The following is a 13,945-nucleotide window of genomic DNA, read 5'->3' as shown; positions in this document are numbered from 1 at the left end:
GCCATCCATGCAGCACAAAATCAGTGCTGCACCACAGAGAATGAAAATGGTTAGGAAGTGTCAATACTGTTACTGACCTTTATCCAGTCAACCCTAATCCATAGACTTATTAATTATCGCTCTCCTCTTTTTTTTAGGATTGAGCAGGGTCTTCTTAAGCATTGTCATTTTTCTAATCATGAAGAAAGTTATTTTCATGGTAGTTTAACAAGAACTTTTAGTTATACTATCTCCTATAGGTGTAACTATGCCATCCATACTTATAGAATTTTTCTTTTTACGGTATTCTTCTAAATCTTCTTCGCCTTTATTAGCAGCCCACTGTTGAAGAGTATCTCGTTCACCATTGTATGAATAAAATGGCACACTAAATCCACATGATGTTTTTACCGTTTCTATCTCTACATGAATAATTTGTCGAGTACCAGGAAGGATGTCAAAATGCTTTGACATATCATCCCATTCAGGTGTACTAGGTAATATCACTTTACCTTTTCCATAAAGTCGCAAAATCATCGGGGGACCTTCAAAAGCTATGAACATAAATGTTATTCTACCGTTATCTTTTAAATGTGCACTTGTTTCATTTCCACTACCAGTTAAATCTAAATAAGCGACTTCTGTTGGAGAAAATATCTGCATTACATCATGACCTTTTGGGGAAATGTTAACATGTCCGTCTTCTAAGAGAGGTGCTGAACCAACGAAAAAAATTCGTTGCTTTCTTATAAATTCTACGTGGTTTGGAAGTATCGATGAATAAACTGTTCCCATAAAATATTCCTCCTTGTTGAAACTATTGTTTAATATAAAAAGCCTACCATCTCATAAGGGACGATAGGATTTATCTTCGTGGTACCACTCTTTTTGATTTGCTTATTAAACAAATCCACTTTATAACTGATTACGGATGTCAACCGTTAAGACCACATATCAGTCTCACCACTCGTAATTGAGTTGGAGACTTTATTGACTGTCTTTCACCAACCGACAGCTCTCTAAACAATAAACATTCCTTAAAACTCCCAGTCACTGCGTTTTAATATTTGAAATTTTCTTAATATTATTATGTGATCTAAAATATGTCAACCATATTTTTCTATTTCTTCTTTAACTAACCTGCCACGTTAGTTCAACAAAAAAGGGAGTTGTCTCAACAACCTCTTTTTAAACTCTTGCACCCTTTAGTTTAAGTACAATGTTTCACACTAGTCGTCTTTATTTCAGTTTAATTAATTAGCTACACTAGCCCTCACTTCGTTAGAAGAATGATTTGCTGGCTTCTTCCAGAATAATGTTATAACTATTCCCAGAGCTAGTATCACAGTCGCAAGGTAGTAAGGGCTGTTAATATCTATATCAAATAATATACCCCCTAGAATTGGTCCACTAATGTTCGCTAAACTTGTAAACATAGAGTTCATTCCACCAACGAAACCTTGTTCGTTCCCGGCGATATTTGAAAGGTAAGAAGTAACTGCTGGTCGGAATAAATCGAATCCTACAAAAACAATAAATGTAACAAGTAAAATAGAGAAATATGAATGAACAACTGTCATTAAAAAGACAAGTATGGCTGATAATATTAAGCTGTATCGAATCAGTTTAATTTCACCCCAAATTCGTGTAAGTCTATCAAATAATATGACTTGTGAAACTGCACCAAAAATTGCACCACCTGTGATAACAATGGCTATATCGGATGGTTTAAATTGAAATTTGTGGTCCACAAATAGACTAAAGAACGATTCAAAAGCTGCTAAACCAAACGAGGCAATAAAAATTAAAATAAACGCAAGGAAATATTTTGGTGCAATAATACGTTTGAGGCCAATCTTATCATCTGAGACTTGTTCATTATTATCTTCTTTACGATTCGGCTCAGATAATAAAATAATAGAAAGTATAGCCGCAATTGTACCAAGTGCTCCTGCAAAGAAGAATGGTATATGTGTTCCATATTCAGCTAAAAATCCACCAATACCAGGACCAATAATAAATCCTGTACTAATTGCAGCTGACATATAACCGAGTGCTTTAGGACGAGTATCAAGATTTGTAATATCAGCAATAAATGCTGTAACAGCTGGCATAATGAATGCAGCACTAACTCCTCCTAGAATACGAGAAATAAATAACATTTCGATTTCTCTGCCGATCCCAAATAAAAATTCTGAGATGCCGAAAATAAATAAGCCAAATACTATCATAATTTTTCTGCCGAATTTATCTGCTGCTTTCCCTGCAAATGGTGAAACAATCAATTGAGCAATTGCAAACGCTGCTGTTAAATAACCAACTGTGGTTCCAGTAATGCCTAGTTCATTCATAAGCGTAGGTAAGACTGGAATTACAAGACCAATTCCCAAAAAGGCAATGAATAAATTTATTAATAATAATCCCAGGGTGACTTTATGAGTCTTCATCTTTTACATTCTCCTTAACAAAACTAATTCCCGCAAACTTACTTGTATTGTTTTCATTTGTTTACAATTTTCATCCTAGTGTATATAGTAACTATATAGTCAAGGGTGGAGCTGTAAAAAATGAATAAAAAAAATGGAAAATATTTAACTACAGGTGAATTCGCGAAGCTTTGCAAAGTAAACAAACAAACACTTTTTTTTTACGATCAAATAGGGCTTTTGTCTCCGGTATTGAAAAATGAAAAAGGGTACCGTTATTATTCAATTCGCCAGATAGATCTATTCTTTGTTATTGATTTATTAAAGGATCTTGGTATGTCGCTAAAAGCTATTCAACAATATACGCAAAATAAATCGCCTGAAAGTTTTTTGTCTTTAATGTATCAAAAAAAAGAAGAGATTATGAAAAAACGTAAGGAGATTGAATCGAAGGAAAAAATTATCGAGGCAAAAATAGCATTAATGGAAGAAGCGTCACACCTTGATTTTCATCAAGTTACGCTTGAACAATTACCAGAAGCAACACTTTATTTAAGTAGAAATATTGAAAATATAACCGATGAAGAATTTGTAGAGGTCGTTTCAGATTTTATTAATGAATTGAACGTATCACAACTTGATACAGGATATCCAATAGGTGTTATAACGAAACGGGAGCAAGTATTAAAGGGAGAATTCACTAATTATAGCTATTTATATATTGAGCAACCAAATCCCAAGGAAGGATATCCGTATTTTAAAAGTGTTAAGGGTGATTTTCTCAGTGGATATCATATAGGAGATGAGAAAACAATACATAAAACATATAAGCGACTTTTTTCAAAGATGGAACGTTTAAATTTAGGCTTAGGTGATTATGTTTTTGAAGAGTATATTTATGATACAGTTGTAATGAATCATAAGGAACATTACGTCACCAAAATTATGATACAAGTCGATCGAGAGAGTTTATTCTACAATAATTCTTGTATAGATGAGCTTAGGAAAATTTAACCCAAGCTTTTTTTATTTTGACATTAAGCAACTCTTGTTAAACTCATTTTGTTGGGGTCCATCCTGATTTCAGGAAATAGAATATATGACTCATTTGATTCGGAATGTGAGAGAAATCCAATAAGAAAACCTACAATTTGTCCATCCTTTTCTGCAATAAAACTTGTATTTGTAAAATGGTCGAAAAACAATTTTGGTAACATATCAGACATATTTCTTCCACCCCACCACTGATTGATTAATGGAGATATAGTATAATAGTCTGAACCTTTTACTAAACGGATTTTCATTTTATTACCCCCTACTTATGTAAAAATCACATTAATTTAATTTTATCATTTAAGTAATTTCTTGTTGAACTAACCTGACCTTTTGCTCAATAAAAAAGAGCCGCCTCAGCAACCCTTTGTTAAACACAAGCACCCGTTAGTTGAAGAACTGTTCCATTTAAAGTGGATTGGTGCTTGAGTTTACTCTCTTCTATTTTGAATATAGGTAAAGTCCAAAATCTTGCATAACGGAGGTGTGTCCCATTTGCCGCAACATAGTAGCTATATTGCCACGGTGATATGATCCATGAGTGACAACGTGTAGTACCGATTCAGAAATAGAAGTTTCAAGCAACCCAGCATATGGATTATCCACCACAATCAACTTTTCAATATCTTCTTGACTATTCAGAAGTGCTTTGTATCGTTCAGATAAGTCTAGAAATATTTTTTTCATTTCCTCAATACTTTTCGTTTCGACCTGTTCTCTTAATTGATTCGTGAACTCCATTGCTTCATTCATACTTTTACCTGAGATAATGTCAAACCATGCATAATCTGTGAGATAAATGTGAGACAACACCTTTGATACCGAAGAAAAACCACTCTGAATCTCCTTATGATAAATTTCCTTTGGAAGTTCTTTTAAACGATCAATTATAACTCCATTTGCCCATACGTGGTAGTTGTACATTATTAATGTGGGGTGTGTCATCTTAAAGTCCCTCATTTCCAATAGTTTTTTCGGATTTAAACAATTGATGCTTAAAAGATAAATAATTTTTCGATAAATTCTGTTGTTCTATTTATTTATTATTCCCCTATAGTTTAAGTAGAAACCTTCACAATCTCTAATACATTTTATTTAAAAATCAGCTTATTTTCTTGCACTAATGATCTCCGTTCGTTGAGCTGTAAAACCTCGAAAGTTGGCTTGTTTGTTTAAAAAGACTGGGCAAGACGGATTCCAAGGTCTTCTATGCAAAATGACGGATGGCTACGACGACGACACGTAGCCCCACAACCCCTAGCCTCTTCAGCCCAGCTACCACCTCTAAAAATTCGGTAGGAGCCGTACACTTGTTCATCATATAAATCCCAACACCACTCCCAAACATTCCCTAACATATCATACAGACCCCATGCATTCGGTTCCTTTCTTCCTATTTCATGGATTTTGCCTCCTGAATTTTCATTATACCAGGCAATCTTATCAAGCTCTCCATATCTATAACTAGTAGTCCCTGCTTTACATGCATATTGCCACTCTGCTTCTGAAGGAAGTCGATAGCCGTCTGATTCCCAATCACAAATAATGTTTTCACCATCATTACTTATAGAATAACACTCTTTTAGTCCAGCTTTCTGTGATAGTAGATTACAAAAAGAAATTGCATCATTCCAAGAAATATTTACAACCGGTTTTAGCTCTCCGTCAAAAGAATTAGGTGATTTATTTGTAATAGCATAGTACAGACTCATAGTTACAGGATACCTGCCAAGAAGAAACGGTCTTATTTCAGCTTTCCATTTGCTTTTTATTCTATCGTCTCTTAAATCTATTTCTCCTCCTGGAATTTTTGCCATTGGATAGTCAATGTAACTCTTTGTTTCATTTGACACTCTACCTTCCTCCTATTAAATTTGATTTTACAAATTTCACCTCGTTTAGAACCATTAAATCAATACAAAAAATACGTTGTTTTTTTTCAGATAACTGCTTCATTAGCTTGAGTACACTTTTTCAAAATCTTTTATATACTTTAACATAAATATCCAATTTCCTTATTGAGTGTTATTCAAGAAAATGGCCCGCAGCCGCTGCCGCCTATTGTTTAACTCAATAAAGAAAGCGATCCCTGATAAAGAATCGCGCCGGCTTGCGGAAGACTAAAAATATTTTCGTCCTATTTTTTGATTTTTCTCAACAAACTTTCTCATTCGAAACCAGTTTCTTCAAGAAACTCTCTTTTCACTGCAATTGTTAAACTCTCTGGTTCTTCTAAACTTCCTCCTGGAAGGTCATAAGATTTATGTATGGTCCACCATTCTTGTTTATTACTAAAAGATTCCCATTTTCAAAACAAATACCATATACACCAAAAGCTCTGTGGTACTTTTCTGTTTTCTCCATTTCCTACATCCCTTTAAAATTATCTTTCTGCTATATTTCTACATACTTATTCTAGTCTCCTTCTCCTTTAGCTATTAAGAGCTGCCCTTTCGATTTCGATAATCCGGTCAATAATTCCAGAAAAAAAGAATTTTTAGGGAGAGATGAACTTGTTATTGTCTCAATACGAAATCAATTATTTATTACCTAAAAATCAAAAAATCCCGTGTCAAAAAACACCAGCGACTCAACCGTACTGATGTTTTTTTGACATTTTATTAAAGTAATTTTCCTAAATAATACGGCATTTGGCGTCGCCACCAAATCCAATCATGCGAAACATCTTCGCCCCACTCATCAAACCAAGCTGGAATTTGTTTTTCTTCAAAGGCTTCTTTTAATGTATAGTATGAAGGCAGCCCATCCTGTTCCCAATCACCCAGCCCGGTACAAATAATGATATCTGCTGAACGATAGCGATCAATAAACCAGCCGTCATTTTGATTCCATATGTAATCACTCGGTGAATTTTCGTATACAAGCGGATCATTTCCGTAATCCCCAAAAAAGAAACGCACATCGTAAACACCGCTTAGTGCAACGGTTGTTTGGAAGACATCCGGATGTCTCAAGAAAAAGTTCAACGCATGATATGCCCCCATACTACACCCCGTTGTCATAATTGGATCAAACCAACCTGTTTTATGTTTAATAAATGGAATAGCTTCTGAAATCACATAACGGTCATATGCCTCATGAGCTAATGCACGGTCATGCGCCGGTTTTGAGTCGTGCAGCCAACTTTCGCTATCTATACTAGCCAATGTAAAAAATTGAACTTTTCCGGATTCAATAAAGTCATGACACACATCAATCATTCCAAAATCATAGTATTCAGAATGCGTCCCTCCAGATGAAGGAAAAACTACGATTGGCATGCCACTGTGTCCATATCTGTTTAACAGCATTTCACGTCCTAATTCGCCACTCCAATGGTTTAACTGTTCTACATGCATAGAAAAATCTCCTTTCCCAAATTTTTTCGTTCATGTACAAAACGGATAATGTCATCCACTTCTTCATGCGAATCTGCATTAATCGCATAAAATTGATTTCCTTGGAGTTCCGCAAACGCATCTGGCATGCGCTGTTCAAACTTCACACGGTCGCCAAATCGTTCATAAATAGCATTCGTATCATGTTTATACTCATACGCATCACGCTGTGTTACACCGACACAAAACTTGTTTTTGGCATCGGACTTCTTAAATTCTCCTCCTGTCACAATAGAAGCATACTGAGCAAATAAATCAATGGAGTACGCGAAATTGTACATATCAATCGTGTAGCCGCCAGCCAAGCGGTTATTGTATTCAAGTGCAACATAATCCCCATTTTCTAATTTAAAAAACTCAATATGGAAAAAGCGTTCTTTCATGCCAAAAGCTTTCACAATCGCCTTTCCATAAGTTTCGAGCTTTGGATCAATTTCTTTTTGAATCACATAAGCTAAATCCAACTGACCATTAACGAGTTCCAGAGTTGGAACATTATATGTAAAACTTGTTTGGAAAACAATGTTCCCTTTCTGATCCACTAAACCATCAAATGTACAAAGCACGCCTCCTTCGACATATGGTTCTAAGAAGTACACTTGTGCTTCTCCCCATTCTTCTTCAAAATGACGTACAGCCTCTTCTGAACTTAATTTAAAGGTTGCAGCTGATCCAACTCCATTATCCGGTTTAGCGATAACTGGCAGTCCTAATTCATCAATGGCTTTAGATAACTCCGTTTTAGTTTTAACGATTCTTCCTTCTACAACAGGCACATCTGCTTTTTTAAACAGCTTCTTCATTTCAGATTTATACTTAACTTTTTTCAAGTCATTCGTTTTATTGCCGTACACGTTAAATTGCTCACGCAACTGAGCATCAAGTTCTAACCAGTATTCGTTATTGGATTCAATGCGGTCAATTGGACCATGTTTATAAAATAAAAATGCAACAGCACGTTTCACTTCATCTACATCTTCTAAATTATTCACACGATAATATTCTGTTAAAGAGTTTTGTAATTCGGAACCTAATTGGTCATATGGCTCTTCGCCAATTCCTAAAACATTGACACCTGCGTCTTTTAAACGATGAGCAAATGACTGAAAATTACCTGGATAATATGGTGATATCAAAATATAATTCATAAAAAAGCTCCTTTCTCAGAATCAAAAAATTCATTATTTTCACGACTAAGGTACAATTATTCCAATTTAATCAATCTAAACTTCCAAAAATATTCAAAAAAAGTGATAGATTCCTCCCATGATCAAATTCAGTCAAATATAATTATTCAGTTCATTCAAGACCACTTCTCACTTAAGAAACGTAAACATTCTGGCAAGTGTTTTGCCCAAGATTTTTCATTATGTTCTTCATCCGCAAAAATATTTAAACGAATGCTATCAATTGGAACAGAGCCTTTTATCAGTTGTTTATAATACTTAAGCGAGCAATCGATATATGCCTGCTTTATATTACCATACATCAATTGTCGATCGGCATCATCGCCTTCCTGAGTCCCAACTTGAATGTACACGCGTTGTTCAGGATCCAACTCTTTTCTAGCAATATAACTGTCAAAGGCTTTACTTGTAATCCAATTGGCTAAAGAAAAAATGCCTAAACCACCAATTTGATCTTTATATTCAATACCCATAAAAGCCGAAATATTTCCTCCAAGTGAACTGCCAATCATCGCTGTATGATATTTATCCGATTTAGTTCGGTAATGCTTATCGATAAACGGCTTCACGACTGTCATGACAAACTCAGCAAACTCCGCGCCTCTTCCGCCTAGTTCAAAATCTTCAGGAAGTGGGCTTTCAGTAATTTTCCAAGGCGTATATTCATTAATTCGATCTTGTTCAGCGTTATCTATCCCAACAACAATCATCTTCGGAAAATCGGGGTTTTGTTTAATTGCATGAATAACTTTCCATGAATACCCGCTATAAGCTTCACTACTGTAGAAAACATTTTGTCCATCATGCATATAGACAACTGGATAATTTTTAGCCTCATCTTTATCATAATTTTTCGGCAATAAAACACGCACGCGACGTTTTTCATTTTTATAAGACATATGTAATTGATGTGTTTCTAGTTTTAAATAAAAATAGGATTGATTCATTTTACCTTCCTCACTCCTTTGATATTACTTACTAAAGGTCCTTATCCAGAGTAACAAAGTAATCAATTGAGTGAAGTTCCTTATTCAATTCGTGAAGATAATGTGTTACAGCTTCTACTAATACAGTTGTGGAAATAAATGTATTTGTCTGTTTCAAACTCTTGCCAAATTGAATAAATTCTCCAATTATCTTCACCCTCATATAGAAAGTTGATTATAGCCTCGTCATGGTCAATGGTATCAAAGTCCATATTCTCTCTAACACCACTACGAATCTTTTGTAACCATTTGCCCAGTTTCCATCCTAGTTCTGCTAGGTTGGTAAATGGTTCTTCGAAAAATAATTTTTCATCTTTATAAATATTTAAATTACCTGTTATATAACCATTCATATAAGATCCATAATATTCTGGTCCAGTTGGTACATCTGTGTCTAAAACAAACGAAAATCATATATCCATAGAATCACTCCTCAGAGAAATATTCTACATTAAAATCACGATTCCTTCTTCCTAACCTGCTCCGTTAGCACAATTTAAAAAGGGGATCGCCGCAGCTTCACCAGCTCAAAGATGGGGATTGCCGATAAACAATTTACGATGAAGGATATTATTTATTTTAAGTAGGTTCTGTTATCTTTCGTTGTTGATTTACTTTATTAAACTATTTGGAAGTTTTGTTGAACAAGTTGTAAATTTAACATTTTAAAGTAAGAGCATTTCTTTGTAATGAGAATTGCTTTTTATTTTGTCAAAATTAAAAGCATATTTCAATAACAATAATAATATAATAAAAAACAATATGATTTTATTGTAAATCGATAAACAATATGATAAAATCATGTTATCATTAAATATGCGAGGTGCTTTTTATGAAACAAGTTACGACACTCTTTTTAAAGCTAGCTGTTATTTTTATAGGAATCCCAGTTCTTGCATTGTGCATATTTTTGGTGCCTAAGATCGGGAATTTTGCTGGAGAATTGTATCCAGATATTGCTTATATGAAATCTCTCGTTTTAATCGATATTTATGCGGCAGCGATACCTTTTTACTTTGCTCTGTATCAAGCTTTTAAACTTTTAAGCTATATTGATAAGAACCAAGCGTTCTCGGAATTATCGGTAAAGGCTTTAAAGAATATAAAATACTGTGCCATCACGATCAGTACCTTGTACCTGCTAGGTATGCCACTCTACTATCTCATGGCGGAAAGAGTTGACCCTCCAAGTTTCATACCAATCGGATTGGTCATTATTTTCGCCTCTATGGTGATCGCCGTTTTTGCTGCTGTTCTCCAAAGACTTTTACAAGAAGCTATTAATATAAAATCAGAAAATGATTTAACGGTCTGAGGTGGAGGATATGGCAATTATTATTAATATAGATGTGATGTTAGCAAAACGAAAAATGAGCGTAACGGAGCTTTCGGAGAGGGTTGGGATTACGATGGCGAATCTTTCCATTCTGAAAAATGGGAAAGCAAAAGCGGTTCGTTTATCAACATTAGAAGCGATATGTAAGACTTTAGATTGTCAACCAGGTGATATTTTGGAGTACAAAAGCGACGAAGACACTTAATAAAAACAGACAACAACTTTCTTCAACCAACGGGATTAGATAGTGAAATTAAGATGAAGAGATAGCGATTAAGCTATCCCTTCTCTGCGTTTATTATTGTTATTTAATTAGAGAATTCCATTGAGAATGCCATTGATATTAGTGATGATGTGATTTGCAATGTTTGCACCTCAAAAGGGAACCCGTTAGCCGCAGCCATCCCATCGTGAAGACAGGGACACTGCTATTTTTGTCACGGAACGGAATCCTCATCGAATGAGTATTTCCCAGATGCGATACATTATTAAGCGGATTCCAAACCGCGCCAGCATTAACAAATACATTCATCCGCACCAACTAAGGCACAGCTATGCAACCCACTTATTGAATAATGGAGCACCTCTAGATGTTATTCAATGCCTATTAGGTCATGAAAAAAGTGAAACCACCCGGATATATGCCCAGTTAAGTGGCAGCATAAGACAAGAATTATATAGGAAGTTTTTTTAGAAATAAATAAGCAACGCATCTCACGATAGCGTTGCTTTATTTCACTCTTGCCCCCGTTACTTGAAGAAGAAAAAAGTATTAAATGTTAGATTAATTTTATAGTTTTTTGCTTTAGATGAAATAAAACCATAGGAATAAGATGGATACCAGATATAAAAGACCATGGGAGCAAATTTATTGGAGAATGCTTTAAGACTTTATTAAGTTTTCCATGCTATAATTCAACAAAATACTAATGATTGTGAGGGGGAAAAATGAAGAAATGGTTTCCTCATGGGAAATGGACGAAATATTATGTATGGCTACACCATTATTCCATTGTATCCTTTTTAGTTCTCATGGTAACAGGACTTGCTCTTAATATCCCATTTTTTCATGTAAGGCTGATACGGTATCTATTCTTCCTTTATGATGCTCATATTTTCTTTGGAATCGTTTTTTTTCTGTCGTTATTTTCTCCTATTGTGAAGAAGTTGCCAAAGGTGAACCGCATACGAAAAGTCGACTGGTTTATGCCAATATTTTTTGGTACAGCAATCGTTTTAACTGGATTTTCTTTGTGGAAGGTCAATTGGTTTCCCGCAAGCATAAGAGAGGCTGCCTTCGCTTGGCATGGGAATTTGTCTTATCTTTTAGGAATTTGGTTTATCATGCATGGTTTCTTCAAAGCAACCGGAACACAATATCCCCAAACTTACGTGACGAAAAAAATGGATTCAGAACGCAGACAATTTCTGCGATGGGGAGTTTCAGGATTAGTGATTGGTGCAATTTCAATGACTCCTTTCTCGAAGCTTTTCACTACACGCGAGAAAGTATCAACAGATTCGAGACCGGGGATACATGTGTTTCCGGAATATTTTACTGTGACAGACAACTATCCAAAGGTCTCGCTCAACAAGTACCAGTTGAAAATTGACGGTCTAGTAACTACTAAAAAATCCATTACGTTGGATCAATTGACGTCTTTACCTGTTACAAAACAGATCAAAAATTTCCAATGCGTTACGGGATGGACGGTAACGGATGTGGAATGGGAAGGAATTCGCATCCGCGAGCTTGTTTCATTGGTAAAACCCACTTCAGAAGCTTCATTCATCACCTTCTATTCTGCTGATGGGGTCTATACAGAAAGTTTATCCCTTAAAGAGGCGATGGAATCCGATGTTCTTCTAGCTTATAAGATGGACAATCAGCCGCTTCGCGTCGAACAAGGTTTTCCGCTTCGATTGGTGGTGCCAAAAATGTATGGGTACAAATCTATCAAATGGGTAAATCGTGTTGAATTTGCATCCACTCGTATTCAAGGATACTGGGAACAACGAGGCTATCCTGCTGAGGCAACATTTTGAGCAAGTAAAAAATACAAGGTCTTTTTGGAATTACGGCTTTTACTTATTTAAGCCTTCTCTCCAACTCACTGATAGTAAAGAGGTGGGATAAAGGTTTATTTTAATTATCCGCTGCGAAATTTGGTTAAAACGATATCTGGATAATCGTGAAAAGCGGAAGTATCAGGCAGGAATTATATAGAAAGTATTTTTAAATAAAATAAGCAATGCGATTGCGTTGCTTTATTTCACTCTTGCACCCGTTTGTTTAAGTATAATTCTTCACATACTCAATTCAATTCAGTTGATTATCATTTAAATCAAATTTATAAATTGGGTTTATACACTCCAAAATAGATACTATTGCATATCAGATTAACGCATTAAGGCACAAAAAAGCCTGCCTTGATGCATCAGGCAGGCTACTTGAGTTTTAGCTTTTTAGGATATCTTCAATACGATTCAATTCTTCTTCAGAGAAACCTAGGTTATTTAATGCTGCAACGTTTTCTTCAATTTGGCTTACACGGCTTGCACCGATCAGGGCGGATGTAACTTTACCACCTCTTAATACCCATGCTAGGGCCATTTGTGCCAGGTTTTGACCACGTTCTACAGCGATTACATTTAACTGCTGGACACGATTAATTACAACTTCCGTTACTTGATCAGTACCCAATGCGCCTGTTGATTTTGATGCCCTAGAATCAGTAGGAATCCCATGCAAGTATTTATTGGTTAACAATCCTTGTGCTAATGGACAAAAGGCGATCGATCCAACACCGTTTTCTTGCAAAACATCTTGCAAGCCATCTTCAATCCATCTATTCAGCATCGAATAGCTAGGTTGATGAATGACAAGAGGAGTGCCTAATTGATTCAATATTTTGATTGCTTCATCTGTTTGTTCAGCACTGTAGCTTGAAATTCCAACATATAATGCTTTACCCTGGCGAACAATTGAGTCTAATGCCCCCATCGTTTCTTCAAGTGGCGTGTTTGGATCAGGTCTATGTGAATAGAAAATATCAACATAATCCAACCCCATTCGCTTTAGGCTTTGGTCTAGACTTGAAATGAGATATTTCCTTGACCCCCAATCCCCATAAGGGCCTGGCCACATATAATACCCTGCTTTTGATGAAATGATCATTTCATCCCGGTATGGAGCAAAATCTGTTTTTAGCATCCTACCAAACATTTCTTCGGCTGATCCTGCAGGTGGGCCATAATTATTAGCTAAGTCAAAATGTGTAATACCTAAATCGAATGCTCGTCTAAGCATGGCACGGCCATTTTCATATGTATCAACACCACCAAAATTATGCCATAAGCCCAGTGATATGGCTGGGAGCTGAAGACCGGAATGTCCGCTTCGATTATATTTCATATTGTCATATCGAGTTTGATCTGCTTGGTAAACCATGATAGCCCCCTCCTTTTTGATTACATGTAATATTATATACGTTCGATTTTATATGTCTATTAAAAGAAAATCTCCCTAGAAAAAATGTATTCTTCTGCCAACCTTAAATTCCCTTTAATCAACTAACCT

At 35.5% G+C, this 13,945-nt stretch carries 13 protein-coding genes, 3 pseudogenes and 1 other annotated feature; of the genes and pseudogenes, 5 read left to right on the top strand and 11 right to left on the bottom strand.

Going from position 1 to position 13,945, the window contains the following annotated elements:
• Positions 1-204 precede the first annotated feature (204 nt).
• Both CCK98_RS15510 and norA read right to left on the bottom strand, forming a co-directional pair.
• Positions 205-774, bottom strand: coding sequence for a pyridoxamine 5'-phosphate oxidase family protein (locus tag CCK98_RS15510; RefSeq protein WP_088087402.1), 570 nt, complete (start codon positions 772-774; stop codon positions 205-207).
• 53 nt (positions 775-827) lie between these two features.
• Positions 828-1,042: a binding site (T-box leader), on the bottom strand.
• Between the two features lie 190 nt (positions 1,043-1,232).
• Positions 1,233-2,426, bottom strand: coding sequence for a multidrug efflux MFS transporter NorA (gene norA / locus CCK98_RS15505; protein WP_088087401.1), 1,194 nt, complete (start codon positions 2,424-2,426; stop codon positions 1,233-1,235).
• A 120-nt stretch (positions 2,427-2,546) separates the two neighbouring features.
• On the opposite strand from norA, the gene CCK98_RS15500 reads away from it, so the two are divergent.
• Positions 2,547-3,419 carry a MerR family transcriptional regulator gene (locus CCK98_RS15500; protein WP_088087400.1) on the top strand — a complete coding sequence of 291 codons (873 nt, stop codon included), beginning with the start codon at positions 2,547-2,549 and terminating at the stop codon, positions 3,417-3,419.
• Positions 3,420-3,466: 47 nt separating this feature from the next.
• Here CCK98_RS15500 and CCK98_RS15495 read toward each other — a convergent pair.
• The 8 genes and pseudogenes from CCK98_RS15495 to CCK98_RS15460 all read right to left on the bottom strand — a co-directional run.
• Positions 3,467-3,709: pseudogene (locus tag CCK98_RS15495) on the bottom strand (GNAT family N-acetyltransferase); the annotation flags it as partial.
• A gap of 190 nt (positions 3,710-3,899) precedes the next feature.
• Complete coding sequence (locus CCK98_RS15490; RefSeq protein WP_088087399.1) at positions 3,900-4,403, bottom strand: DinB family protein; 504 nt, start codon at positions 4,401-4,403, stop codon at positions 3,900-3,902.
• Positions 4,404-4,630: 227 nt separating this feature from the next.
• On the bottom strand, positions 4,631-5,275 hold the full coding sequence (locus CCK98_RS15485) for a formylglycine-generating enzyme family protein (RefSeq protein WP_179196020.1): 645 nt from the start codon (positions 5,273-5,275) through the stop codon (positions 4,631-4,633).
• A 359-nt stretch (positions 5,276-5,634) separates the two neighbouring features.
• Positions 5,635-5,822: pseudogene (locus CCK98_RS15480) on the bottom strand (NUDIX domain-containing protein); the annotation flags it as partial.
• 257 nt (positions 5,823-6,079) lie between these two features.
• Positions 6,080-6,817, bottom strand: coding sequence for an esterase family protein (locus tag CCK98_RS15475; RefSeq protein WP_088087397.1), 738 nt, complete (start codon positions 6,815-6,817; stop codon positions 6,080-6,082).
• Positions 6,808-8,004: an acetyl-CoA carboxylase biotin carboxylase subunit family protein gene (locus tag CCK98_RS15470; RefSeq protein WP_088087396.1), complete on the bottom strand. Its 1,197-nt coding sequence runs from the start codon at positions 8,002-8,004 to the stop codon at positions 6,808-6,810. The genes CCK98_RS15475 and CCK98_RS15470 overlap by 10 nt, the downstream gene beginning before the upstream one ends.
• A gap of 155 nt (positions 8,005-8,159) precedes the next feature.
• Complete coding sequence (locus CCK98_RS15465) at positions 8,160-8,990, bottom strand: alpha/beta hydrolase (protein WP_088087395.1); 831 nt, start codon at positions 8,988-8,990, stop codon at positions 8,160-8,162.
• An 80-nt stretch (positions 8,991-9,070) separates the two neighbouring features.
• Positions 9,071-9,382: a hypothetical protein gene (locus CCK98_RS15460; RefSeq protein WP_088087394.1), complete on the bottom strand. Its 312-nt coding sequence runs from the start codon at positions 9,380-9,382 to the stop codon at positions 9,071-9,073.
• A gap of 479 nt (positions 9,383-9,861) precedes the next feature.
• Here CCK98_RS15460 and CCK98_RS15455 point away from each other — a divergent pair, with 479 nt between their 5' ends.
• The 4 genes and pseudogenes from CCK98_RS15455 (at position 9,862) to CCK98_RS15440 (ending at position 12,411) form a co-directional block, all read left to right on the top strand.
• Positions 9,862-10,344 carry a DUF2975 domain-containing protein gene (locus CCK98_RS15455; RefSeq protein ID WP_088087393.1) on the top strand — a complete coding sequence of 161 codons (483 nt, stop codon included), beginning with the start codon at positions 9,862-9,864 and terminating at the stop codon, positions 10,342-10,344.
• A 10-nt stretch (positions 10,345-10,354) separates the two neighbouring features.
• Positions 10,355-10,570, top strand: a complete 216-nt coding sequence (locus CCK98_RS15450) for a helix-turn-helix transcriptional regulator (protein ID WP_088087392.1) — start codon at positions 10,355-10,357, stop codon at positions 10,568-10,570.
• A gap of 204 nt (positions 10,571-10,774) precedes the next feature.
• A pseudogene (locus tag CCK98_RS15445) lies at positions 10,775-11,059 on the top strand (tyrosine-type recombinase/integrase); the annotation flags it as partial.
• A 254-nt stretch (positions 11,060-11,313) separates the two neighbouring features.
• Positions 11,314-12,411, top strand: coding sequence for a molybdopterin-dependent oxidoreductase (locus tag CCK98_RS15440; protein ID WP_088087390.1), 1,098 nt, complete (start codon positions 11,314-11,316; stop codon positions 12,409-12,411).
• Positions 12,412-12,823: 412 nt separating this feature from the next.
• Here CCK98_RS15440 and mgrA read toward each other — a convergent pair whose 3' ends face one another.
• Entirely contained in the window at positions 12,824-13,816 is a 993-nt protein-coding gene (gene mgrA, locus CCK98_RS15435) for an L-glyceraldehyde 3-phosphate reductase (RefSeq protein WP_088087389.1), read from the bottom strand.
• Between the last annotated feature and the right edge of the window lie 129 nt (positions 13,817-13,945).

This window comes from Bacillus sp. OV166 (assembly GCF_900177675.1).
Lineage (GTDB): Bacteria > Bacillota > Bacilli > Bacillales > Cytobacillaceae > Neobacillus.
Note: the sequence above shows the minus strand (reverse complement) of the source record. Positions and strands in the feature narration are given on the sequence as shown.